20 protein-coding genes and 1 riboswitch are annotated in these 23,490 nt (G+C 62.3%); of the genes, 13 read left to right on the top strand and 7 right to left on the bottom strand.

Features of this window, described 5'->3' with window-relative positions:
* Window positions 1-9: 9 nt before the first annotated feature.
* The 6 genes from RH950_RS13725 (at window position 10) to RH950_RS13750 (ending at window position 7,956) form a co-directional block, all read left to right on the top strand.
* On the top strand, window positions 10-2,673 hold the full coding sequence (locus tag RH950_RS13725; protein WP_350057667.1) for a TRAP transporter large permease subunit: 2,664 nt from the start codon (window positions 10-12) through the stop codon (window positions 2,671-2,673).
* A gap of 205 nt (window positions 2,674-2,878) precedes the next feature.
* Window positions 2,879-3,709: a DeoR/GlpR family DNA-binding transcription regulator gene (locus tag RH950_RS13730; protein WP_350057669.1), complete on the top strand. Its 831-nt coding sequence runs from the start codon at window positions 2,879-2,881 to the stop codon at window positions 3,707-3,709.
* Window positions 3,706-4,788, top strand: coding sequence for an ABC transporter ATP-binding protein (locus RH950_RS13735; RefSeq protein ID WP_350057671.1), 1,083 nt, complete (start codon window positions 3,706-3,708; stop codon window positions 4,786-4,788). Before RH950_RS13730 ends, RH950_RS13735 begins: the two co-directional genes overlap by 4 nt.
* Window positions 4,789-4,888: 100 nt before the next feature.
* A complete protein-coding gene (locus RH950_RS13740) occupies window positions 4,889-6,175 on the top strand; it encodes an ABC transporter substrate-binding protein (RefSeq protein WP_350057673.1) in 1,287 nt (428 codons plus the stop codon).
* Between the two features lie 72 nt (window positions 6,176-6,247).
* Window positions 6,248-7,129, top strand: a complete 882-nt coding sequence (locus RH950_RS13745) for a carbohydrate ABC transporter permease (protein ID WP_350057675.1) — start codon at window positions 6,248-6,250, stop codon at window positions 7,127-7,129.
* Entirely contained in the window at window positions 7,126-7,956 is an 831-nt protein-coding gene (locus tag RH950_RS13750) for a carbohydrate ABC transporter permease (protein WP_350057677.1), read from the top strand. Before RH950_RS13745 ends, RH950_RS13750 begins: the two co-directional genes overlap by 4 nt.
* Window positions 7,957-7,958: 2 nt before the next feature.
* Here the strand turns inward: RH950_RS13750 and RH950_RS13755 are convergent, their stop codons facing one another.
* The 3 genes from RH950_RS13755 to RH950_RS13765 form a co-directional block, all read right to left on the bottom strand.
* Window positions 7,959-9,401: an FAD-binding oxidoreductase gene (locus RH950_RS13755; RefSeq protein WP_350057679.1), complete on the bottom strand. Its 1,443-nt coding sequence runs from the start codon at window positions 9,399-9,401 to the stop codon at window positions 7,959-7,961.
* 62 nt (window positions 9,402-9,463) lie between these two features.
* Window positions 9,464-9,730: a hypothetical protein gene (locus RH950_RS13760; protein WP_350057681.1), complete on the bottom strand. Its 267-nt coding sequence runs from the start codon at window positions 9,728-9,730 to the stop codon at window positions 9,464-9,466.
* A gap of 33 nt (window positions 9,731-9,763) precedes the next feature.
* Window positions 9,764-9,960, bottom strand: a riboswitch (cobalamin riboswitch).
* 37 nt (window positions 9,961-9,997) lie between these two features.
* The gene (locus RH950_RS13765) at window positions 9,998-10,435 is read right to left on the bottom strand and encodes a YaiI/YqxD family protein (protein ID WP_350057683.1); all 438 of its coding nucleotides are present in this window, start codon (window positions 10,433-10,435) and stop codon (window positions 9,998-10,000) included.
* A 92-nt stretch (window positions 10,436-10,527) separates the two neighbouring features.
* On the opposite strand from RH950_RS13765, the gene RH950_RS13770 reads away from it, so the two are divergent.
* The gene (locus RH950_RS13770; RefSeq protein ID WP_350057685.1) at window positions 10,528-11,763 is read left to right on the top strand and encodes a CoA transferase; all 1,236 of its coding nucleotides are present in this window, start codon (window positions 10,528-10,530) and stop codon (window positions 11,761-11,763) included.
* Window positions 11,764-11,771: 8 nt separating this feature from the next.
* Window positions 11,772-13,022, top strand: a complete 1,251-nt coding sequence (gene kynU / locus RH950_RS13775) for a kynureninase (protein WP_350057687.1) — start codon at window positions 11,772-11,774, stop codon at window positions 13,020-13,022.
* Here the strand turns inward: kynU and RH950_RS13780 are convergent.
* Window positions 13,019-13,702 carry an ArsR/SmtB family transcription factor gene (locus RH950_RS13780; protein ID WP_350057689.1) on the bottom strand — a complete coding sequence of 228 codons (684 nt, stop codon included), beginning with the start codon at window positions 13,700-13,702 and terminating at the stop codon, window positions 13,019-13,021. The two genes, kynU and RH950_RS13780, sit on opposite strands and share 4 nt — an antisense overlap.
* A 71-nt stretch (window positions 13,703-13,773) precedes the next feature.
* On the opposite strand from RH950_RS13780, the gene RH950_RS13785 reads away from it, so the two are divergent.
* Together RH950_RS13785 and RH950_RS13790 are read left to right on the top strand one after the other, a co-directional pair.
* Entirely contained in the window at window positions 13,774-14,091 is a 318-nt protein-coding gene (locus tag RH950_RS13785; protein ID WP_350057691.1) for an NIPSNAP family protein, read from the top strand.
* A 22-nt stretch (window positions 14,092-14,113) separates the two neighbouring features.
* Complete coding sequence (locus tag RH950_RS13790) at window positions 14,114-14,461, top strand: antibiotic biosynthesis monooxygenase family protein (protein WP_350057693.1); 348 nt, start codon at window positions 14,114-14,116, stop codon at window positions 14,459-14,461.
* A gap of 3 nt (window positions 14,462-14,464) precedes the next feature.
* Here RH950_RS13790 and paaK read toward each other — a convergent pair whose 3' ends face one another.
* Entirely contained in the window at window positions 14,465-15,790 is a 1,326-nt protein-coding gene (gene paaK / locus RH950_RS13795) for a phenylacetate--CoA ligase PaaK (RefSeq protein WP_350057695.1), read from the bottom strand.
* A 157-nt stretch (window positions 15,791-15,947) separates the two neighbouring features.
* Here paaK and RH950_RS13800 point away from each other — a divergent pair, with 157 nt between their 5' ends.
* Both RH950_RS13800 and RH950_RS13805 read left to right on the top strand, forming a co-directional pair.
* Window positions 15,948-17,162, top strand: a complete 1,215-nt coding sequence (locus tag RH950_RS13800; protein ID WP_350057697.1) for a serine hydrolase domain-containing protein — start codon at window positions 15,948-15,950, stop codon at window positions 17,160-17,162.
* A 73-nt stretch (window positions 17,163-17,235) separates the two neighbouring features.
* Window positions 17,236-18,852 carry a GMC family oxidoreductase gene (locus tag RH950_RS13805; protein WP_350057699.1) on the top strand — a complete coding sequence of 539 codons (1,617 nt, stop codon included), beginning with the start codon at window positions 17,236-17,238 and terminating at the stop codon, window positions 18,850-18,852.
* Between the two features lie 8 nt (window positions 18,853-18,860).
* Here the strand turns inward: RH950_RS13805 and RH950_RS13810 are convergent, their stop codons facing one another.
* Window positions 18,861-20,057: a Bcr/CflA family multidrug efflux MFS transporter gene (locus RH950_RS13810; protein WP_350057701.1), complete on the bottom strand. Its 1,197-nt coding sequence runs from the start codon at window positions 20,055-20,057 to the stop codon at window positions 18,861-18,863.
* Between the two features lie 227 nt (window positions 20,058-20,284).
* Here RH950_RS13810 and RH950_RS13815 point away from each other — a divergent pair, with 227 nt between their 5' ends.
* Window positions 20,285-22,645 carry a xanthine dehydrogenase family protein molybdopterin-binding subunit gene (locus tag RH950_RS13815; protein WP_350057703.1) on the top strand — a complete coding sequence of 787 codons (2,361 nt, stop codon included), beginning with the start codon at window positions 20,285-20,287 and terminating at the stop codon, window positions 22,643-22,645.
* Between the two features lie 49 nt (window positions 22,646-22,694).
* On the opposite strand, the gene RH950_RS13820 is transcribed toward RH950_RS13815, so the two are convergent.
* Entirely contained in the window at window positions 22,695-23,330 is a 636-nt protein-coding gene (locus tag RH950_RS13820; RefSeq protein ID WP_350057705.1) for a cytochrome P460 family protein, read from the bottom strand.
* Between the last annotated feature and the right edge of the window lie 160 nt (window positions 23,331-23,490).

A 23,490-nucleotide genomic window follows, 5' to 3' on the forward strand; every position in this document is an offset into this window, starting at 1 on the left:
ACCTGACCGATGGAACTTTTCTTTCTCCTCCTGCTTGTCGTGATCATGGCAAGCGCGCTCGCGTCCGGGTTTCCGGTCGCATTCGCGCTTCCCGGCTCCGCAATCATCACCATTGGCCTGGCGGCCGCGACCGGTGAGATCTTCGCCGGTGATGCCTCGGCCTACTTCGCCCAAGGAGGGCCGGTAAACTGGCTCACGGCAGGGGTGACGAACTTCCGCGGCGTCTATTGGGAGGTTGAACGGGATACGCTGATAGCCATCCCGCTCTTCGTCTTCATGGGCATCATGCTGCAGCGCTCGAAGATCGCAGAGGACCTGCTGGTCTCGATGGCCCAGCTGTTCGGCCCGATCCGTGGCGGCCTTGGCATTTCCGTCGTCTTTGTCGGTGCCCTGCTGGCAGCAACAACCGGTATCGTCGGTGCGACTGTTGTCGCCATGGGACTGATTTCCCTGCCGGCAATGCTGCGCAACAACTATTCGCATTCTCTCGCGACGGGCACGATTGCGGCGTCCGGCACCCTCGGCCAGATCATTCCGCCCTCCATCGTGCTCATCATCCTGGCCGATCAGCTGTCAAGCGCCGTCGATCAGGCCGGCATGGCACGGAAAGCCTACTTCACCGAAACGACCGGCGACTTTTCCATGCCGAGCTCCTTCGGCGTGAGTTCGACCAGTGCAGGCGACATGTTCATGGGCGCCCTGTTGCCCGGCCTCGTCCTCGTCGGTCTTTATATGGCCTACATCCTGATTGTTGCCTTCTTCAGGCCCTCGGTTGCACCGTCGGTTCCGTTCGAGGGCCAGTACGATCGCAAGTTCGCGGGACGTGTCCTGCTGTCACTGGTGCCACCGCTGACCCTGATCTTCGTTGTCCTCGGCTCCATCATTACAGGCATCGCAACCGTGAACCAGGCCGGTGCGATCGGCGCAGTCGGCGCCATGGTCATGGCCGGCTATCGCCTTTATGAGGGCCGCAAAGGCGCGTTCTACCCGGCCATCCTCGCGATGGGCTCGCTGCTGACGATCCTTATTATCAATAACGTCAACCCGATCAATATCCGGAACCTTCAGACCACAGCCGATGTCGTCTCGGTAGTGATTGCCGTCACCGCCGTCGCCGTCTTCTTGATCGGTATCGTCTGGAGCGGCATCCGCACCTTCCAGATCGACAACACGCTGCGCGGGGTCATGGTTGAAACGGCCAAGACCTCTGCCCTGGTGTTCATCATTCTGCTCGGCGCTGCCATGCTGACGTCGGCCTTCCGCGCCTTCGGCGGCGAGGAACTCGTTCGCGAATTCCTGACTGGTCTGCCGGGCGGTTTCTGGGCGCAGTTCATTATCGTCATGGCGGTGATCTTCGTTCTCGGCTTCTTCCTCGACTTCATCGAGATCGCCGTGGTTGTTGTGCCGATTGTCGCGCCGATCCTGCTTGCAGATCCGTCCGCGAACATCACCGCGGTCTGGCTCGGCGTCATGATCGGAATGAACATCCAGACATCCTTCCTGACCCCGCCCTTCGGCTTCGCCCTCTTCTATCTCCGCGGTGTCGCCCCGTCGGCGGTCAAGACCCTGTCCATGTACAAGGGCGTGATCCCGTTCATCTCGCTGCAGCTGTTCGCGCTCTTCATCGTTGGCATGGCGCCACAGCTGGTGAACTATCTGCCGAACCGGATGTCCCTGACGTCCGAAAGCTCGCCACCGCCCAAGAACCCGCGGCTTCAGGTCTGCGTCGAGGAATACATCCAGAGCGCATTCGCTGAACAGGGCGACACGCTGCGTGCTGTCATCGCCAGCGCAAAGGGTTGGGATCTGTCCAACCTGCCGAAGTCGGTGCAAAACGACCTCGGCAAGAGCTTTGCAGCCGCAGAAGCCGTCTTCCCGGCACTTGATGAGGCCGTTGCGGCCACGGATGCAATTGATGCTGCCGCCGTGGATTACCGACCTCTGCATGTCTCCGTGCGCGCCCTGCAGCGGGACATCGCCAAGCACGAGGATGAGATCAAGGCACTTGAGCAGCGCGTAAACCGCTGGAAGCGTCAGAACGACGCAAAACCGGGTGCCATTGACAAGGCCATCGCCAAAATCGAGACACTGAAGGCGGAAAAAACCGGACTTGAAGCCGAAATCCCGGCCAATTGGGAGCTGGATCACAAAACATTCAGCAAGGTCCTCGCGACAGAGAAGAAGGCCCGCCTGAGCTATCGCCGGACCGCCGATTCCGCCTATGAGCCGATCCAGGTTCTGCGCCTGACTCTCAGCGACACGGATGCGCTGGCCGCCCTCTCCGGTGAGATCGACTCGATTTCCAAGGCCCTCACAGACCTCGGTCCGAAAGAGGCGGAAGACTTCATCAAGGAGGTCGAGTCCAAGATTGGCCAGATCTATGAGGCCGGTGCCATACGGTCAGCCCTCAGCCAGGTCCGCCGGGCCCTGCGGGGCCAGACGGTGGATACCGAGAAAGCTCTCGAGGAACTCGCAGCTGCCAAAGCGATCTACGACGAGGAAGTCTCCTGGCGTCAGGCGGCGAACCAATCGCTTAGCGCAAAGCTGGCCGACTATGACGCGGCTATCCGGAACACGATCGGCCTGAGATTGCAGGACCGCCTTCCACACGACGTTGCGCTGGAAGTCGCCGCGTGCCAGTCCGATCACAAGGATATCTCGCTGCACTTCTAACCCATCCGCGAATGGGATCAGACAAAAGCCGGGGAGCAATATGTTCCCCGGCTTTTTCTTTGCCCCCAAAGTTCACACCGCTCGCCCCGGGTTCGAACGCGCATTCACCGTTACCGAACCGTCATAAAACGAACCGTATTCCCGTAACAATGCCTCGCTAGTTTTCGCATCGCATTCATTCGAACACCAATGCGAAGGTAATTCCGTGGCTCCCAGTTTCTCCTCGAACGCATCCAAACGCCGGGCTGAAATCACCGAACTGGTGCGTGCCGCCGGTTACCAGGCGATTATCGAACTTGCGGACCGGTTTGCCGTGACCGAACAGACCATCCGCCGGGACGTGAACCGACTCTGCGACAGCGGGCTGCTGCGTCGGCGGCATGGTGGGGTCGAGCTCCCGTCCCCGAACACGAACATCGATTTCGACCAGCGCATGATTCTGAATGCCGGTGCCAAGGCTCGGATAGCGAACGCCGTGGCAGCGCGTATCCCCGATGGGGTCTCGATTGCCGTTGGCATCGGCACGACACCGGAAATGGTCGTGCGGGCCTTGCACTCCCATACCGGGCTGCGGATCGTCACGAACAATATCGCAGCGGCCCTCACAGCCAGCGCGAACCCGACCTTCGAAGTCACCATCGCGGGCGGGCGTATCCGACAGGAGGGACGTGACGTGCTGGGGCAGCAGGTCGAGCAGTTCTTCTCCGCCTACAAAGTGGATTTCGGCCTGTTTGGCGTCGGTGGTGTGGATGCGGATGGCAGCCTGCTGGACTTCACAGAGGACGAAATCCGTGCGCGCGAAACCATCAGCCAGAATTGCCGGACCAGGGTCGTCGTTCTCGATCACACGAAGTTCGGACGGGCGGCCTATGTCCGTGGCGGCCATATCTCCGATCCCGATCTCGTGTTCTGCGATGGCGAGCCGCCGGAGGACGTCAGCGCCATGATCCGCGATGCGGGGCACGAGCTGGTCACAGCCGGAGATGACAGTGCCGCGCTGGCCCTCCTCCCCGAATTCGCGGAAGCCGGCGAATGACCGGAATCTCCGTTACGGGGCTGACAAAGCGCTGGGACACGGCAATGGCCGTGGACACTGTTTCCTTCGAGGTCGAGCCAGGATCGTTCGCCGTTCTGCTTGGACCGTCGGGGTGCGGCAAATCCACTATTCTGAGACTGATTTCAGGGCTGGAGAGCGCCAGCTGCGGAACCATCACCATTGGCGGCAGGGATGTCACCGACTTGCCCCCGGCGGACCGCGATCTGTCGATGGTCTTTCAGTCCTATGCACTCTTTCCCCATCTGACTGTCGCCGAGAACATCCTGTTCGGACTCAAGGTCCGCAAGACCGGCAAGAAAGATCAGCAAGACCGGCTTGCCCGGGTGGCCGAGTTGATTGGCCTCTCTGACCTGCTCGACAGGCGCCCCAACCAGCTTTCCGGTGGCCAGCAGCAGCGGGTCGCGCTCGGCCGGGCGATCATCGCCGAAAAACCGATATGCCTGATGGACGAGCCGCTGTCGAATTTGGACGCCAAACTGCGGCACGAGATGCGGGTGGAGATCCGCGCCCTGCAGCGCAAGCTCGGCATGACCATGGTCTACGTCACACATGATCAGGCCGAAGCCATGGGCATGGCTGACCACATCATCCTGCTGAAGGACGGCAGGATCGAGCAGAACGCCACACCGGCGGAAACCTATAGGAAACCAGCCACGAGCTTTGCCGGGCGCTTTATCGGCACACCGCCGATGAACGTGCTTGCACTCGACTGGAGCGGCAATGATGCGCGCTTCAGCGGGCAGGATGCGGGCAGCACGGCTCCCGTTTTTTCCGGCAAGCCGGATATCCCCGTTTCCATCGGTATCCGGCCGGAAGAGATCAGTTTCAGGGCCGACAGCCCGTGCCGGGCCACGGTTGAGGCCGTCGAATATCTCGGCGCCGATACTCTGGTCGACTGCCGTATCGGCAACGAGCGCCTGACAGTCAGCGCCCGGAATGCTGACGACCTCACAACGGGCAGCGATGTTGGCCTCTCCTGGCCGCGTGACGCCGTTCACCTCTTCGAAGTCGCCTCTGGCAGGCGGCGGGACGATCTCCTGACCCGTGCGAACGCCTAGCGCGAGCATTGGCCAGGGATTGGAGCCCATTCCCCGGGCTCCGGAGCATGCCGGACGGAATCCGTCCGGCAATCTTTTCAGACGAGAGGACTTGGAAGCGATGCACTTCACGAAAAAACTGGGGATTGGCGCCGTCGCGGCCGCGATGTCACTCTCCCTCGCCGGCACGGCCCAGGCCGTCGACCTGCAGTTCTTCTTCCCGGTCGCCGTCGGCGGCAAGGCAGCAGACACGATTGAAGCCCTGACCAACGAATATGCTGCTGCCAACCCGGACGTGAAGATCGACGCCGTCTATGCGGGCAGCTATCAGAACACCGTCACCAAGGCACTTACGGCGGCGCGTGGCGGCCAGCCCCCGCAGCTTTCTGTGATCCTGTCTGTCGACATGTTCACCCTGATCGAGGAAGACGCCATCGTCGCCTTCGACGATCTGATCAAGACCGACGAAGACAAGACATGGCTGAAAGCCTTCTATCCGGCTTTCATGGAAAACAGCCAGACCGGCGGCAAGACCTACGGCATTCCGTTCCAGCGCTCCACCCCGGTGATGTACTGGAACAAGGACGCCTTCAAGAAAGCCGGTCTCGACCCGAACACCCCGCCGGCGACCTGGAAGGAACTGGTCGAGTTCGGCAAGAAGCTGACCGTCAAGGACGCCTCCGGCAACGTCACCCAGTGGGGCGTGCGCATCCCGAGCTCCGGCTTCCCGTACTGGCTGTTCCAGGGCCTGACGACCCAGAACGACGTCATTCTGGCCAACAGCGATGGCAACAAGACCAACTTCGCCGATCCGAAAGTGATCGAAGCCCTGCAGTATCTCGTCGACCTCAGCACCAAGCATGAAGTCATGGCACCGGGCATCATCGAGTGGGGCGCCACCCCAAAAGCCTTTTTCGAGGGCGAGTCCGCCATCATGTGGACCACGACCGGCAATCTGACCAACGTCCGTGCCAATGCGCCGTTCGACTTCGGTGTGGCCATGCTTCCGGCCAACAAGCGCCGCGGGGCGCCGACCGGCGGCGGCAACTTCTACATCTTTAAGGACTCGACGGACGCGCAGAAGGCGGCATCCCTCGACTTCATCAAGTGGATCACCGCACCGAAGCAGGCAGCCAAATGGACCATTGCGACCGGTTATGTCGCGCCGCGTCCGGATACCTGGGAAACGCCGGAAATGAGGGCTTATGTCGCCGATTTTCCGCCGGCCCTGGTTGCCCGCGATCAGCTCGACCATGCGGTTGCCGAGCTTTCCACCTATCAGAATCAGCGCATCACCAGCATCTTCAATGACGGTCTGGAAGCCGCCATTACCGGCAAATCCTCGCCGGAAGAAGCGATGAACGATGCGCAGCAGAAGGCGGACAAGATCCTCAAGGACTACCGCTAAAGCTCCGGGACCCGGCGGCGGGCTTGGGCCCGCCGCCGGACTTTTTTTCGACCACCGAAAGCACCGCGTGCCATGGGCTCCACAGCAAAGAGAACCTGGATCCATGCCTGGCTGTTTCTCAGTCCGGCCATGATCCTGCTGATTGCCTTCACCCACTATCCGGCAGCGGTCACCCTCTTCCACAGCTTCTTCTCAACGCCGCGCGGCAAACGCCCGGCGAAGTTCGTCGGTCTCGAAAATTATCAAACGCTAATCGCGGATGACACGTTCTGGACCGTGCTGCTCAACAATCTCTGGTACGCGCTTGCCACCATCCCGCTCTCGGTCGGGATTGCCATTGTCATGGCCCTCTGGGTCGACAGCAAGCTGAAGGGCCGGTCCTTCGTCCGGATGGCCTATTTCACGCCGACCGTGCTGCCGCTGATTGCCGTCGCCAATATCTGGATGTTCTTCTATACGCCCGGCTTCGGCCTGATCGACCAGATCCGCGGCGCTTTCGGTTTCGCGCAGCAGAACTGGCTCGGTGATCCGGAAAGCGCGCTGAACGCCGTCATCGTGGTGGCGATCTGGAAGGAAGCCGGCTTCTTCATGATCTTCTATCTGGCCGCTCTGCAGACCATCCCCACCTCCCTCCGGGAAGCTGCCGCCATAGAAGGCGCCGGGCGCTGGTACTTCTTCCGCCGCATCACCCTCCCGCTGCTGATGCCGACCACCCTGTTCGTCTCGGTCAATGCGATCATCAACTCGTTCCGGCTGGTCGACCATATTTTCATCATGACGGAAGGCGGCCCGGACAATGCCAGCTCCCTGCTGCTGTTCTACATCTACGAGACCGCGTTCCGGTTCTGGGACACCGCCTATGCCTCGACCTTGACGGTCGTTCTGCTTCTGATCCTGTTCACCGTGGCCATCGGCCAGTTCCTGCTTCTCGACAAACGGGTACATTACCGATGAGTGCCGCCAGAGCCTTCCGCTTCGACTATGACCGGGCGTTGAACACAACAGCCGCATGGGCACTCGCCCTCGTCTGGTTCGCGCCGCTGATCTACGCCACCTGGACAGCGTTTCACCCGACGGAATTTTCCACCCGGTTCATGCTGACAGCGCCGCTGACGCTGGACAACTTCACCGCCGCCTGGAACGCCGCGCCGTTCGCGCGCTATTTCCTGAATACGATGCTGCTGGTGACGTCGATCCTGATCGGCCAGTTCGTGCTTTGCACCCTTGCCGCGTTCGCTTTCGCCCGGTTCGAGTTTCGCGGGCGGGATACCGTCTTCGTGCTGGTGCTGCTGCAATTGCTGGTGATGCCGGATATCCTGATCGTCGAGAATTACCGGACCATGCGCTTTCTCGGTCTGGTGGACACCATCCTCGCCATCGGCCTGCCCTACATGGCGTCCGGGTTCGGCATCTTCCTGCTGCGACAGACCTTCAAGACCATCCCGCAGGAGCTGGACGACGCGGCAAGGGTCGAGGGCGCGGGCTTCATAACCATCCTGCTCCGGGTCTATGTCCCTCTCGCCAAGCCGACCTACCTCGCCTACGGCCTGGTCTCGGTCAGCCATCACTGGAACAACTTCCTGTGGCCGTTGATCATCACCAACTCGGTCGAGACACGGCCAGTGACCGTCGGTCTCAGCATCTTCTCCTCGACCGATCAGGGCATCGACTGGGCCGTCATCAGCGCCGCAACGCTGATGACATCCGGTCCGCTGCTGATCGCCTTCCTGCTGTTCCAGCGGCAATTCGTTCAGAGCTTCATGCGAGCCGGGATCAAGTAGACTCAGGACTCAGGCACAACCTTGCCCGGGTTCATGATTCCCTTCGGGTCGATCGCCTTCTTCACCGCCTGCATCAGGGCGATCTTCGAGGGCGAGCCGTATTTGACCAGATAGGGAAGCTTTTCCGAGCCGATCCCGTGCTCGGCGGAGATGCTTCCGCCAAGCGCAACCGTGCTTTCATACATGCGCTCGGAGAGCCCGGGGCGCTTAACCTCCCACTCCTGGTCGCTCATGCTTGCCGGCTTGCGGGCCGTGTAATGGATATTCCCGTCACCCATATGACCGAAGCAGTTGAAAGTCAGACCCGGCACATACGCGCTTAAAGCGGCCTGCGACTGATCGATGAAGGTCGCCACCTTGGAGACCGGGACCGAGACATCGCCTGCCATACGCGGGAAACCGTCCCGGCGTCCGGCTTCCGCCTGCTCTTCCCGGATACGCCACAGATCCCGGCGCTGCCCCTCGCTCTCGGCGATCACGCCATCGGTTACCCAACCCTTCTCCATCGCCTCGGTGAAGATCGCCTCCAGCTTGGCGCGGAGATCGTCCAGCGGAGACGGTGTCGCCATCTCCAGCAGCACATACCAGGCAGACGAATCTGACAGCGGATCGGTGATCCCCTCGATGTGCTTCAGCACCAGGTCGAAAGCGGCGCGCGGCATGATCTCGAAGGCGAGGATCGTGTCGCCGGAAAGCTCGCGCGCACTTGCCAGCAGGTGCTGCGCTTCATGCGGGGATGGCACGGCCAGCATCGCCGTCTCGCGGATCCGCGGCAGGGGCATGAGGCGGAACGCGGCAGCGGTAACGATCCCCAGCGTGCCTTCCGCGCCGATGAAAAGCTGCTTCATGTCATAGCCGGTATTGTTCTTGCGCAACGTTTCCAGCCCGTCAAAGACGGAGCCGTCCGGCAGCACCGCCTCGATGCCAAGGATCTGCTCCCGGGTATTGCCGTACTTGATCGTGTTGTTGCCCCCGGCATTGGTCGAAAGCGTCCCGCCAATCGTGCTGGAGCCTTCAGAGGAAAGAGAGAGCGGGAACAACCGCCCCGCCTCCGCCGCAACAGCCTGCATGGTCTGGATCACGCATCCCGCTTCCGCGACCATGGCATAGTTATCGGGATCGAGAGCGCGTACAGCCGTCAGACGGTCAGTCGACACCACGATGGTCGGACGCGGTTCGGTCGGGATCGAGCCGATGGCAAGGCCGGTATTGCCGCCCTGGGGCACGATGGCGATATCCGCCTTCGCCGCCATCCTGACGACGGCTGCCGTCTCCTCCGTCGAGGCAGGCCGTGCGACACCGAGTGCTTCGCCAGTCGGGCCGCCGCGCCAGTCGGTGCGGTACTTCAGCGTGTCATTCGGATCTTCCAGCCAGCCCTTCGGCCCAAGAATGGACCGGATTTCCGTAAGCGCCGCATCGATGGACTGGGGCGTTTGATCGTTCACCCACTCTCTCCCGTTGAGATAACTTCAGACAGGAGGCTATCAGCGATCACTGGAGGCGCCAATCAGACCGGCAATCTGTTTATGGAAATTCTCTCGGTCAGTTCCAGACGCTGTGCCGCACCGAAGAGCGCGCCGATGCGCCGGGCCGCCTCCTGCATGCCGCCATCGAAATCCTCCTTCGACGTCTCGGCCCGCACCATGGAGAGAGATTGCGAGAGGGTTTTGTCATCCTCGACAACGCTCAGCAGCGTCAGGATCAGGGTTGCCAGCTCGCGATCCGGCTCTTTTTCCGAATCGTCGGGGAGAGTTTGGGCAAATAGTCGGGACATCTAGACCTCCTCCGGTGCACCCCGCCCGGGTAAAAAATGGACACAGCGTTGGCAGGTTTCCTGACTCCCGGCTCTTCGATCCGCGCCGCCTTCCCAGCCCACGGGGGCCAGTGGCCTACCGGTCGGATCTAGCCGGTTACAGTTGCGGGGGCAGTCCCGGACTTGCGGCGATAAAACCGCGCACCGGATTCCCTTTTGTCCCGAAGGACACCAACGCTGGAAGGCTCGTCTTTGCCGCCTCCTGTGTCAAGGCAGCAGGCCGGGAAATCACTCGCGGATCAGCCGCTCCAGCTCGCGGATGAAGGTTTCCTTGTCTCTTTTCGAGAAGGCCGGACCACCACCGGAAACTTCCCCCATGGCCCGGAGGTCGGACATCAGGCCCCGCATGGCCATGGCCATGCCGATTCCCGCCTCGGTGAATTCCTTGCCGGAATGACCGATCGCCTTGGCGCCGAGCTCGATCGCCCGCCGGGCCAGTGGAATATCGCCGGTGATGACAATATCGCCCGGCGCCACCCTGTCGACGATCCAGTCATCCGCCGCGTCAAACTTGTCGGAGACCAGGATGTTCTGCACATTCGCCCGGTCGCCGGTCCGGAAGCCGCGATTGCTCACAACATAGACCTTGATGTCGTGCCGGTCGGCAATCGACAGGATCTCGTTCTTCACCGGACAGGCATCGGCGTCGACATAGACAGACTTCATTGCGTGCTTTGCCCCTTCTGCAGGCGACCAACCATGCTAGGCTCCGCGCCCAATCTGATCGCAATCATCACTGAGCTGGCCAAGAAACACGGATGTACACGGTCCTTCAAGATTTGACAGTCGTCGAGGGGGCTTCTTTCATCGCCGCCCCCTCCTGCACCCTGAACATGCTGCAGATGGGCGCGACGGTGATCCGCTTCGACGCCATCGGCGGCGGGCTCGATTACCGGCGCTGGCCGAAGGCCCCGAACGGCGCCAGCCTGTATTGGGAAGGCCTGAACAAGGGCAAGAAGTCGGTGGCCCTGGATCTGCGCAATCCCGAAGGCAGGGAGCTGGCCCTGCAGCTGGCAACGGCCCCCGGCGAAGGACGCGGCCTGTTCGTCACAAACTACCCGGTCTCCGGCTTCCTCTCCCACGAGGCATTGAAAGCACGGCGCGCGGATATCATCACGGTCCGCGTCATGGGCTGGGCCGACGGCACCCAGGGCGTCGACTACACGGCCAATGCCGGTGCCGGCTTCCCGCTGATGACCGGCGCGCCCGGTCCCGTCGGTGAAAAGCGCCCGGTGAACCATGTGCTGCCTGCCTGGGACCTGATCGCCGGTGCCAACGCGGCCTTTGCCATGCTGGCGGCGGAGCGGGAGCGTCAGAAGACCGGCCAGGGTGCAGAAATCCGCCTGCCGCTTGGCGATGTCGCGCTCACCACCCTCGGCACCCTCGGCCAGGTCGCCGAAGTGATGACGGAGGAGGAAGACCGTCCAAGCTACGGCAATGACGTGTTCGGCGCCTTCGGGCGAGATTTCCGGACCAGCGACGGCCACTACATCATGCTCATCGCCCTTTCTCCCCGGCAATGGACCGGCTTGCTGACATCCCTTGGCATCGAAGCGGAAATCGCGGCCATCGAGGCGGAGACCGGTGTCAGCTTTGCCAAGGATGAAGGTCTGCGCTTCGACTACCGGGAGAAGATCAATCCGGTCGTCGAGCGCGTTGTCGCGGCGGAGACCCTGGACGCCCTCGCACCGCGCTTCAAGGAGAACGGTGTCTGCTGGGAGCCTTACCGCACTGTGCGGGAGGCAGTCGCGAGCGAGCGGTTCAAGACCATGGGCAAGCCGTACAGCGATGTCACCCATGGCAGTGGGCTGACCTACCCGACCTCCGACACGCCCATAGATTTCTACGGACAGGCTTCCGAAAATCCGACACCGGCCCCCCGCCTTGGCCAACACACGGACGAGGTCCTGGCGGACTTTCTCGGCCTCGACAGCGGCGCCATCGGGCGGTTGCACGATGATGGCATCGTCGCCGGCCCCGATCACACAAGCTGAGCCCCACCATGACACACTCGAAAATGACACGAGAAGATTTCGCGGCCTTCGATGCTGCCGATCCCCTCGCCCTGTTTCGCGCTGAATTCGAGCTACCGGAGGGCGTCATCTATCTCGACGGCAACTCCCTTGGCCCGCTGCCCAGGATCGCACGGGACAGGGTTGCCAGCTGCGTCTCAGAGGAATGGGGCCATGGCCTGATACGAAGCTGGAACGATGCAGGCTGGATCGACCTTCCCGCGCGCGTCGGCGGCAAGATCGGCGCGCTGATTGGCGCCGCGCCGGACAGCGTGGTCGCGGCAGATTCGACCTCGATCAACCTCTTCAAATGCCTCTCCGCCGCGCTTGCACTCCAGCCGAACCGCACAATCATCGTCTCGGAGAAATCGAACTTCCCGACCGATCTCTATATGGCGGAGGGCCTGTCCGCGTTGCTTGGCGGGCGGCATGAACTCCGGTTGATCGAGGATCCCTCCGAGTTGCCGGCGGCTCTCACGAACGAAGTTGCCGTGCTGATGCTGACCCATGTGAACTACCGCACCGGCTACATGCACGACATGAAGGCGGCGACTGAGGCCGCCCACACAGTCGGCGCGCTGACGCTATGGGATCTCGCCCATTCCGCCGGGGCCGTTCCGGTCGGTCTCGCCACCGCAGATGCGGATTTCGCCGTTGGGTGCGGTTACAAATATCTGAATGGCGGCCCCGGCGCCCCGGCATTCCTCTATGTCGCCCCGCGCCATCAGGAAGCGGCCGCCCAGCCGCTTACCGGCTGGTTCTCGCACAAGGCGCCATTCGCCTTCGATCATCGGTTCGCGCCGACGGACGGGATCGGGAAGTTTCTCTGCGGTACGCCGCCTGTCCTGGCCATGACAGCACTCGATGCGGCAATGGATATCTGGGCGCGCGCCGACATGGATGCCGTGCGGGAGAAATCCGTGGCGCTGACCGAGAGCTTCATTACGCTGGTCGAAGAGCGCTGCGCTGGTCTCGGCCTGACTCTGGCAAGCCCGCGCGATCCGGCTCGACGCGGCAGCCAGGTCTCCTTCGCGCATGAAAACGGCTATCCGGTGATGCAGGCCTTGATCGCCCGTGGCGTGATCGGCGACTTTCGCGCGCCGGATCTTCTGAGATTCGGATTCACACCGCTCTACACCCGGTTCACCGACGTCTGGGACGCCGTCGAACAATTGCGCGACATCCTTGAGACCGGCAGTTGGGACCAGCCGGAATTCCATGCCCGGGCGGCGGTCACCTAAGCTTCTGGAAAACACTCCCGAAACCGGCGCTCCCCCTCTCCGGTGAAAGAAACCACACGGGAATCTTCAATCCGGTGCGCCCAGCCGAGATCGTAGAACCGGTCCAGCAGCCCGGTGCCGAGCGCGCCCGCCAGATGGCTGCGGCGCTCGCTCCAGTCGAGGCAGGAGCGGCATAATGGGCGGCGTGTCGTTGTCAATTCAGACAATGCGATGCCGAGTTCACCGACAAATGCCTCTCCGGCTTCCGTCAGGGAGATTTCCTCGCCTTCTTCCGCCAGCAGGTCCCGCGCCACCATGCTGTCAAACATGCGCACACCGTAATCGCCGGCAAGATGATTGTAGCAAACCCGGGCCTTCCGTAGCGCCGGATCGCGCGGACCGGTGCGGGCGCGCATATGGCCGCGTTTTGCCGCCAGCCCCATCATCGCTTCCAGCAGATTTCCGACCTCGTCATCCGCCAGCGCGAAATAGCGGTGCCGCCCCTGCTTGCGCTGGGTCAGCAAACCAGCCGTCTCTAGCTTGGAGAGATGGGAGCTCGCCGTCTGTGCCGTAATGCCAGCCTCGGCGGCAAGTTCGCTCGCCGTCAGGGCCTTACCGGTCATCAATGTGGTCAGCATGTTGGCCCGGGCCGGGTCCCCAATCAGGGCACCGATCAGAGCGATGTCAGGTCCTTCTTTCATACTTCGATCATAACCGAAGCATAACCACACGCCAACATGAGAATGTCCGCTCATCTCACATGGAGGACCACATGCTTACCTGCTTTATCCGCTATCACATCGATCCGACGAAGAAAGCGCAATTCAATCAATATGCCCGGAACTGGGGCGAAGCCATCCCGCGCTGCGGCGCCGATCTGATCGGCTATTTCGCCCCACATGAGGGTTCCACGACGCTGGCCTATGGTGTCTACAATATCGAGAGCCTGGCCGCCTACGAAGCCTATCGCGCACGGCTTTCCGCAGACCCTCTCGGCCGGGAGAATTACGAGTTCGCGCAGACGGAAAAATTCCTGCTGCGCGAGGACCGGACCTTTCTGATCAATGCGTCAAATCCGGCGCCAAAGTGAAACGCATAGGGAGAGACAAACCATGATAGCCGTCATTTTCGAGGTTGAACCGCATCCGGACCACAAGGACGGGTATCTGGAAATCGCTGCCAGCATGCGCGCACTAGTCGACCAGGTGGACGGGTTCATCTCCGTCGAGCGGTTCCAGAGCCTGACCAACGAGGGGAAACTGCTTTCCCTTTCCTATTTCCGCGACGAAAAGGCGGTCGAGGACTGGCGGAATCTTGTCGCTCACCGCCAGGCGCAGGCGCAGGGCCGCAGCAAGTATTTCAAGGACTACCGGCTAAAGGTGGCCACCATCCTGCGGGACTACGGTCCCAACGACCGTGCGGAAGCCCCGGACGACAGCAACGCCGCGCACATCGCCTGAGCGTCAGCCCGAACTGCGCCTGTCGATAATCCGGCGGGCCTTGCCCTGGGAGCGCTCGACGCTCCCAGGCTCGCCCACCCGGACCGTTGCCGTGACACCAATCACACTCTTGATGTGATGTGCCAGCTCCGCACCGCTGGCCTTCCGCGCCTCTTGACCGGCTGCATCCGGCGCAGCCTCACTCAGCACGGTCATGCTATCCATGCGGCCATAGCGGGTCAGTTCGATCTGATAGTGTGGCGCAAGGCCCTCACACTTCAGGATCAGCTCCTCGATCTGGGTCGGAAACACGTTCACGCCACGCACGATCATCATGTCGTCGGAACGGCCGGTGACCTTCTCCATCCGCCGCATAATCCGAGCGGTCCCCGGCAGCAGTCTTGTAAGATCGCCGGTACGGTAGCGGATCACCGGGAAGGCCTCTTTCGTCAGGGATGTCAGCACCAGCTCGCCGCGTTCGCCGTCCGGCAAGACCGCGCCGGTCACGGGATCGATCACCTCCGGGAAGAAATGATCCTCCCAGATATGCAGCCCGTCCTTGGTCTCGACGCATTCGTTCGCCACGCCCGGCCCGATGATCTCCGACAGCCCGTAGATATCGACGGCATGGATGCCGAAGGCCTCCTCGATCTCGGTCCGCATGGAGCCTGTCCAGGGCTCCGCACCGAAAATCCCGACCTTCAGCTGCGTGTCTTTCGGATCAATTCCCTGCTCGCGGAACTCGTCCAGGATCGACAGCATGTAGGACGGCGTAACCATGATCACTTGGGCGCCGAAATCACGGATTAGCGTGACCTGCCGTTCGGTCATCCCGCCCGATGCCGGCACCACGGTGCAGCCAAGCCGCTCCGCGCCGTAATGCGCGCCCAGTCCGCCGGTAAAGAGCCCGTAGCCATAGGCGACATGCACCACATCGCCCGCCCGGCCGCCGGACGCGCGGATGCTGCGGGCCATGACCTCCGACCAGACATCGATATCGTTCTTCGTATAGCCGACGACCGTCGGTTTTCCCGTCGTGCCTGAGGAGGCATGAATACGGACAAGCTTTTCCCGCGGCACGGCGAACATGCCGAACGGATAGTTCTCGCGCAGTTCGGCCTTCCGCGTAAAAGGGAACCGCGCCAAGTCTGCAAGCGAAGAGACATCGTCGGGATGCAGCCCCGCATCCTCGAACTTCTTCCGGTAGACCGGGGAATGCTCATTGGCGTGCCCGAGACTCCATTTCAGGCGTTCGAGTTGCAACGCTTCAAGCTCGTCCCGGCTGGCCCGCTCGATCGGATCCAGATCTTCACGTTTCGGCGCAATATCCCGCACGCCTGCCTCCCTCATATCGTGCCGCCTCATCGCGGGCAGCTTCGTTCTTATGCGCAACGTTAGTGTGGAGAAGACGTGACTGCAATCGCGCGCCGGAGGTTGACCGGAAGCGGCAGGGCAACGTCTAATCCCCTTCTTTTGACTTCCTTCATTCTCAGTACGGACACATCTCATGACCGACTTCCGGACCGCCAAACCTTCCGCGCTCGGATTCAGCAGCAAGCGCCTGGGGCGGATCAACGACTGGATGCGCCGCTATGTCGATGGCGGCAAATTGCCCTTCGCCGAGACCCTGGTGGCCCGCCGGGGCGAGATCGTGTTTCACGAAACCGTCGGTCATCGCGATGTCGAGAACGGCCTGAAGGCGGAACCGAACGGCATTCACCGGATCTATTCCATGACCAAGCCGATCGTCAGCACGGCGATCATGCAGTTGCTGGAAGACGGCAAGCTGCAGCTCGACGATCCGCTGGCCCGGCACATTCCGGAACTGGCGAACCTGAAGGTGCTCGAAGAGGATGGCGAGAGCACGCATGTCGCCAGGACCCAGCCGACCCTGCACCACCTGCTGACCCACACCTCCGGGCTGACCTACGGCATCTTCGATCCGGGACCGGTCGGCAAGGCCCTGCGCAAGGCGAAGATCGATTTCTCCGAGAAGCATGGCCGGCTGGACGAGACCGTCGCCAAGCTCGCCGACATCCCGCTGGTTTTCGAGCCCGGCACGCGCTGGAATTACGGCGTCTCGACGGATGTGCTCGGCCGGGTGGTGGAAACCGCGTCGGGCATGTCCCTGCCGGAATTCCTGCATGACCGGATCTTCGAGCCACTCGGCATGGAGGACACCTTCTTCGCCGTGCCATCCGACAGGCTGGACCGGTTCAGCGCCTGTTACGCCAAGACCGAAGATGAAGGTATCCGGCGGATCGACGAGATCGAGGACAGCCGCTACGCGAATTCGGTCACCATGTTCTCCGGCGGCGGCGGCCTGTGCTCGACGACAATGGATTATCTCCGCTTCATGGAGATGATCCGCACCCACGGCGGCAGTGGCAGCGATCCGATTATCGGCCGCAAATCCGTCGAGCTCATGCTGATGAACCACCTGCCCGGCGACATGGCCTCGATGGGCCAGTCCGTGTTCAGCGAAATGCCGATGAACGGCATCGGCTTCGGTCTCGGCGGCTCGGTCGTGCTCAACCCGGCAAAGGCGCAGGTCCTCGGGAGCGCCGGTGAATGGGCCTGGGGCGGCGTCGCCTCGACCGGCTTCTGGATCGATCCGGCCGAAGAGCTGAGCGTGGTACACATGACCCAGCTGATGCCTTCCTCCTCCTACCCACTGCGCCGGGAGCTGCGCACGCTGATCTATCAGGCCATGACGAACTGACGCTGCCGGCGGCGCTTGCCTGCCATCGGACGGACTGCAAGACTTATAAAAACGACTTCAGGGATGGAACGCCGTGACCAGGGACCTCGGGACCTACGACTACATCATTGTCGGCGCCGGCAGCGCGGGCTGCGTGCTGGCGAACCGGCTGTCCGCCGATCCGGCGAACAAGGTTCTGCTGCTGGAGGCCGGCGGTAACGACAACTACCACTTGATCCACATCCCGGTCGGCTATCTCTACTGCATCGGCAATCCGCGCACGGACTGGCTGTTCAAGACCGAGGCGGAGCCCGGGCTCGGCGGCCGCGCCCTCAATTATCCGCGCGGCAAGGTGATCGGTGGCTGCTCGTCCATCAACGGCATGATCTATATGCGCGGCCAGGCGCGGGACTATGATCAATGGCGCCAGCTCGGCAATCCCGGCTGGGGCTGGGACGATGTGCTGCCATACTTCACCCGCTCCGAAGGTTTTCACGTCCGGGAGGAAGCAGGCCGCAATCCGGACGGTGAACTCCGGGTCGAGGGCCAGCGGCTCTCCTGGGAGATCCTCGACGCCTTCAAGCAGGCCGCCGTCGAGGCGGGCATCCCGGAGACGGACGATTTCAACCGGGGCAATAACGAAGGCGTCGGCTATTTCCACGTCAACCAGCGCAAGGGTATCCGCTGGAGCGCCGCCACGGCCTTCCTGAAGCCGATCAAGCACCGCGCCAACCTGCATATCGTCACCCATGCCCATGCCAAGGCGCTGGAGTTCGACGGCACGCGCTGCACCGGACTCTCGCTCTCGGTGAAGGGCGAGGACGCCCGCGCCGCCTGCAGCGGCGAGCTGGTGCTTTCCGCTGGCGCCATCGGCTCCCCGCAGATCCTGCAACTCTCCGGCATCGGCGATCCGGAACTGCTGAAGCAGCACGGCATCGATGTCCGGCACGCAAATGCAGAGGTCGGCGGCAATCTGCAGGACCATCTGCAGATCCGCTGCGCCTACAAGGTGTCGGGCGTGGAGACGCTGAACCAACGCGCCAACTCGCTGATCGGCAAGCTCGGTATCGGGCTGGAATATGCCCTGTTCCGGCGCGGCCCGATGACCATGGCGCCGTCGCAGCTCGGCCTGTTCGCCAAGTCCGATCCGTCCAAGGAGACACCGGACCTCGAATATCACGTCCAGCCGCTCTCCCTCGATGCCTTCGGGGAGCCCTTGCACTCGTTCGGAGCCTTTACCGCCAGCGTCTGCAATCTGCGCCCGGAAAGCCGCGGCACGGTCTCGATCAGGAGCGCCGACCCGATGGCGCCCCCGGCGATCCGGCCGAACTATCTTGCCTCCGAAGCGGACAAGAAGGTCGCCGCCGATGCGATCCGGCTGACCCGGCGCATCGCCGCACAACCGGCCCTATCCCGCTACAGCCCGGACGAATTCAAACCGGGCCCGGAATATTCGGATGCGGACGAGTCCCTGGCGGAAGCCGCCGGTCAGGTCGGCACCACGATCTTCCATCCGGTCGGCACCTGCCGCATGGGCGACGATGCGACGGCGGTGGTCGATCCGGAGCTGAAGCTGAAGGGCTTCCAGAATTTGCGCGTGGTCGACGCTTCGGTGATGCCGACCATCACCTCCGGCAACACCAATGCCCCGACCATCATGATCGCGGAGAAAGCCAGCGACATGATCCTCGCCGCCGCGCGGGCTGGATAGTCAGACGGTCAGAGCCTGCGGCAGAGCGTGAAGAAAGCCACCAGCGCGATCAGGCCGCAGGCGCCCATCACGGCGCACATGGAAAAGGCGGTGCCGTCATGCAGCGCCCCGACAACCAGCGCCGCCAGTGCGCCGGTGCCGAACTGGGCCGCCCCGAGGGTGGCCGCGGCGGCGCCGGCATTCTTCGGATAGCGCGCCATCAACAGCGCCATGCCATTGGCGCCGAGAATCGGCACCATGGCGACGAACAACATGAGCCCGGCCATGACCGTCACCGGCCCCGCAAGCCCCGCCACATCGATCACGACCAGATAGAGTCCCGCCAGGAATGAAATGACGACGCCCGCCGAAAGCAGGCTCTTCAGCTCAAAATGCCGGGTCAGGTGGCTGTTGGCAAAAGCGGCAGCCATGACCGCAGCCGCATTCAACGCAAACAATGTCGCGTAGAAGCCCGGTGTGGTTCCAAAATGCTCGATAAACACGAAGGAAGACCCTGCGATATAGGCGAACAGTCCGGCGAAAACGGCGGCGCTGGTAACAGTGAGACCGAAGGCCGGTCCGTCCGACAGGATATGCCAGTAGGCTCCGAGCGCCTGCCCGATGGTCATCCCACCCCGGGCCTCTTTCAGATGTGTTTCGGGCAACAGCAACACAACGGCCATTATGGACAGAGACCCGAATCCGAAGAGCGCCGCGAAGATTGCACGCCAACCAGAAAACTCAAGCAGGGCCGCGCCCGCCAGCGGTGCCAGAATCGGCGCCAGAGTGGTCAGCATCATCATTAGGGAAAGCACACGGGCCGCTTCCTGCGCGGTGAAGAGGTCCCGCACGACAGTGCGGGCCAGGATGGATGCCGCCCCGCCACCGATTGCCTGAAACAGGCGCGCAATGATGAGCTGATCGATCCGTTCAACATAGACACAGGCTAGAGAGGCAATGATGAAAACAAAGACACCCGCCAGCATGACCGGACGGCGGCCAAATCGATCCGAGATCGGGCCGTAGAGGAGCATGCCAGCGGAGAAACCGATCATAAAGACTGCCAGCGTGGCCTGAACCTCTCTCGCGGGAACGCCAAGGTCACGGGCAATGGAGGGCATCGCCGGCAGATACATGTCGATCGACATCGGCGCGAAGGCGGCAAGCACCGCCAACAGCACCACGAGTCCCGATCTGGGCAGCGTAAAACGCGCATTCGCAAGCATCGAAGACTTTCTCCTGGCAGACGCTGACAGCATGACCGCGATTCCGGGTCGACGGGAGGGATCGACGGCTCGGCCGGCGGAGCGCCGGAAGCGAATTCCATCGGGATAGCACAGCATGCCGCGGTGCAGCGTAATAAATGGAAAAGTCCTTGCCCGACGCGCCTCGCCCACTACGATATTTGTACACAATCCGCCGCGCCCGCGAGCGGCCTTACAGGGAAAGAACCATGGATTCTGTCGTCGAAGACAATCAGCTCGGCATGATGAAATTCGGGATCGGCCAGCCGGTGCCCCGCTCCGAGGATCCGAAGCTGCTGCGTGGCGAGGGAAATTATACCGACGACGTGAATCTGGACGGCCAGGCCTATGGCGTGATGGTGCGCAGCCCTTACGCCCATGGCACCCTGAACGGGATCGACACGGCAGAAGCGAGCGCGGCGCCCGGCGTTATTACCATCCTGACAGGTGCGGATCTCGATGCCGCCGGTCTCGGCAGCATGAAATGCGGCCTGCCCCTGAAGAGCCGTGACGGCAGCCCGATCAGCTATGTTCCGCGCCATGCCCTGGCAACAGACAGGGTGCGTTTTGTCGGCGACCCGGTCGCCATCGTGATTGCGGAGACCGCCTTACAGGCCCGCGACGCGGCCGAACTGGTCGCGCTCGACATCGATCCTCTGCCCGCTGTCACGGATGCCCGGGCGGCCGCCCAAACCGGCGCACCGCAGCTCTATGACGGCATCCCCGGCAACACCGCCCTCGACTTCCAGTATGGCGACACGACGAAGGTCGACGCGGCTTTTGCCAGCGCCGCCCATGTCACCCGCCTGCCCCTGCGCAACAACCGGATTGTGGTCAGTGCGATGGAACCGCGCTCGGCCGTCGCTTCGTTCGATGCGGCAAGCGAGGGCTACACCCTGCATGTCGGCTGTCAGGGCGTGTTCGGCATGATGAACACGCTGGCCAAGCAGGTGTTCGATATCGCGCCGGAAAAGATGCATGTCATCACCGGCAATGTCGGCGGCTCGTTCGGCATGAAGGCCGGCGCCTACCCGGAATATATCTGCGTGCTGCACGCCGCGAAGCTGCTCGGGCGGTCGGTGAAATGGACCGACGACCGCTCCGGCAGTTTCCTGTCAGATTGTCATGGCCGGGACCATGACATGACCGGAGAGCTGGCGCTCGACGCGGACGGCAGGTTCACCGCGCTCCGGATCACCGGATACGGCAATGTCGGTGCCTTCCTGACCGCCGTCTCGCCGATGATGCCGACTTTCAACACCCTGAAGAATGCCAACAGCGTCTACCGGCTGCCGCTGATCGAAGTCGCCTCCAAGGCCGTCTTCACCAACACCACGCCCGTCACCGCCTATCGCGGCGCCGGACGGCCGGAAGCAAACTACTATATGGAGCGGCTGATCGAGACCGCCGCGCGGGAAATTGGCATCGACGCCATCGAACTGCGCCGCCGCAACCAGATCCTGCCGAGCGAAATCCCCTATGCCGCAGCCAACGGCATGAATTACGACAGCGGCGATTTCCCCACCATCATGCAGAAAGCCGTCGACGCGTCCGACTGGGACGGATTCGCCGCCCGCAAGGCGGAGAGCGAGAAGCGCGGCAAGCTGCGCGGACGCGGTGTCGGCTGTTATCTCGAGGTCACCGCGCCGGTGCAGCAGGAAATGGGCGGCATCCGGTTCGAGGAGAACGGCGACGTCACCATTATCACCGGCACGCTGGATTACGGCCAAGGACACTGGACACCGTTCGCCCAGGTGCTGCACCAGAAACTCGGCGTCCCCTTCGAGCGCATCCGGCTGATCCAGGGCGACAGCGCCGAGCTGATCGCCGGTGGCGGCACCGGCGGCTCGAAATCCATCATGGCCAGCGGCGCAGCGATTCTTGAAGCCAGCGACATCGTCATCGACAAGGGCAGGAAGATCGCCGCCCATATTTTCGAGACGGCGGTCGAGGATATCGTCTTCGAGGGCGGCGCGTTCCAGATCGCCGGCACCGACCGTACAGTGACCGTCACGGAATTGGCCGAACAGCTGCGTAGCGGCCTTGAACTGCCGGAAGGCCTGCCCCGGGATCTCAGCGTGAAACACATTTTCGACGCCGCCCCGTCAGCCTTCCCGAACGGCTGTCATATCTGCGAGCTGGAAGTCGATCCGGATACCGGCGTGGTCGAGATCGACCGCTACAATATGGTCAATGATTTCGGCACCGTGGTGAATCCGCTGCTGGTCGAGGGCCAGGCCCATGGCGGCATCGTGCAGGGATTTGGCCAGGCACTGATGGAAAACGCGCTGTACGATTCCGAAGGGCAGCTGCAGACCGGCAGTTACATGGATTATGCCATACCCCGGGCCAGCGACGTGCCCAGCTTCACATTCGCCACCCATGCCGTCCCGGCGACAACGAACCCGCTCGGCGCCAAGGGCTGCGGCGAGGCGGGCTGCGCCGGCTCCCTGCCCTCGATCATGAATGCCCTTGTCGATGCTCTGGCCCCACTGGGCGTGCAGCATATCGACATGCCGGCAACACCGGAGAAGGTCTGGACGGCAATTCAGGCGGCGAAAGCCGCCTGAACATTCTGATCGACCGGCTGCATTGCCGGGTTCGAAACCAGGAGGAAGATTAGTTCCCCACCCGGACATCCAGAACGGGATAACCGAGGCCGCCCTGATGGCCGAAATTCTCCTTGTGGCATTCGCTGCAGGCTGAAATCACATCGACGGCCACGGGCGCTCCTCCGGGCGAGACCATCATGTAGTACCAGTCCAGCGTTTCAGGAGAGCGCCCTTCCTCGACCTTCTGCATGATGAAGAGCGGGCCCGCCTTGGCCGATCCGTTCTCCGCCACGTCGAAGGACTCCTTCGCGATGATCGTGCCCGCGGGAATCTCAACATTCTCATCTCGGAATTCGACATAGGCGTCATAGCCGACCGGGTTGACCCAGGTCATCAGATAGCGATCGCCGTGGAACCCGGGCGCGGCGGGAGCTGTATTCGCAAGTTTCCAGTCCCGGTAATTCTTCACGTATTCCGCCGGGATCCAGTTCTTGCCGCCCTTGTTGTAGTTTTCGTACATCACGCTTTGCAGGCAGTCATAGACGGCCTGTGCATCAGCCTCGGTCATATCGGCGCGACTCTTGCCCGCTTCGCAAGAAGCCGCCTGGGCGCCGCCGAATGGTATGATGGCGGCAGCAGTCGCGAAGACGCCCGCAAGCATGGCAAAACATATGTGACGGCGCATGTTTCTGTGACGGCGCATGTTTCCTCCAGATTTTTTTCTTGTTCGCGCAAAGCGCGGCGAGACCTGTGGCAATCTCTACACGGAATGTAAGAAGACCGTTGGCAGTGCGCTATTCACGCAATTGCACCACCTTGTGATTATGTCGTGACCGTGCGCGCCGAGAATCTGCGCTGCCCGC

It is taken from the genome of Nisaea sp., from assembly GCF_040217065.1.
GTDB lineage: Bacteria > Pseudomonadota > Alphaproteobacteria > Thalassobaculales > Thalassobaculaceae > Nisaea.

Excerpts from the sequence above, each read along its gene's own strand:
- RH950_RS13725 (WP_350057667.1), top strand. The coding sequence starts at position 10 with ATGGAACTTTTCTTTCTCCTCCTGCTTGTCGTGATCATGGCAAGCGCG.
- RH950_RS13735 (WP_350057671.1), top strand. The coding sequence starts at position 3,706 with ATGACCGGAATCTCCGTTACGGGGCTGACAAAGCGCTGGGACACGGCA.
- RH950_RS13740 (WP_350057673.1), top strand. The coding sequence starts at position 4,889 with ATGCACTTCACGAAAAAACTGGGGATTGGCGCCGTCGCGGCCGCGATG.
- RH950_RS13745 (WP_350057675.1), top strand. The coding sequence starts at position 6,248 with ATGGGCTCCACAGCAAAGAGAACCTGGATCCATGCCTGGCTGTTTCTC.
- RH950_RS13750 (WP_350057677.1), top strand. The coding sequence starts at position 7,126 with ATGAGTGCCGCCAGAGCCTTCCGCTTCGACTATGACCGGGCGTTGAAC.
- RH950_RS13760 (WP_350057681.1), bottom strand. The coding sequence starts at position 9,730 with ATGTCCCGACTATTTGCCCAAACTCTCCCCGACGATTCGGAAAAAGAG.
- RH950_RS13765 (WP_350057683.1), bottom strand. The coding sequence starts at position 10,435 with ATGAAGTCTGTCTATGTCGACGCCGATGCCTGTCCGGTGAAGAACGAG.
- RH950_RS13770 (WP_350057685.1), top strand. The coding sequence starts at position 10,528 with ATGTACACGGTCCTTCAAGATTTGACAGTCGTCGAGGGGGCTTCTTTC.
- kynU (WP_350057687.1), top strand. The coding sequence starts at position 11,772 with ATGACACACTCGAAAATGACACGAGAAGATTTCGCGGCCTTCGATGCT.
- RH950_RS13780 (WP_350057689.1), bottom strand. The coding sequence starts at position 13,702 with ATGAAAGAAGGACCTGACATCGCTCTGATCGGTGCCCTGATTGGGGAC.
- RH950_RS13785 (WP_350057691.1), top strand. The coding sequence starts at position 13,774 with ATGCTTACCTGCTTTATCCGCTATCACATCGATCCGACGAAGAAAGCG.
- RH950_RS13790 (WP_350057693.1), top strand. The coding sequence starts at position 14,114 with ATGATAGCCGTCATTTTCGAGGTTGAACCGCATCCGGACCACAAGGAC.
- paaK (WP_350057695.1), bottom strand. The coding sequence starts at position 15,790 with ATGAGGGAGGCAGGCGTGCGGGATATTGCGCCGAAACGTGAAGATCTG.
- RH950_RS13800 (WP_350057697.1), top strand. The coding sequence starts at position 15,948 with ATGACCGACTTCCGGACCGCCAAACCTTCCGCGCTCGGATTCAGCAGC.
- RH950_RS13810 (WP_350057701.1), bottom strand. The coding sequence starts at position 20,057 with ATGCTTGCGAATGCGCGTTTTACGCTGCCCAGATCGGGACTCGTGGTG.
- RH950_RS13815 (WP_350057703.1), top strand. The coding sequence starts at position 20,285 with ATGGATTCTGTCGTCGAAGACAATCAGCTCGGCATGATGAAATTCGGG.
- RH950_RS13820 (WP_350057705.1), bottom strand. The coding sequence starts at position 23,330 with ATGCGCCGTCACAGAAACATGCGCCGTCACATATGTTTTGCCATGCTT.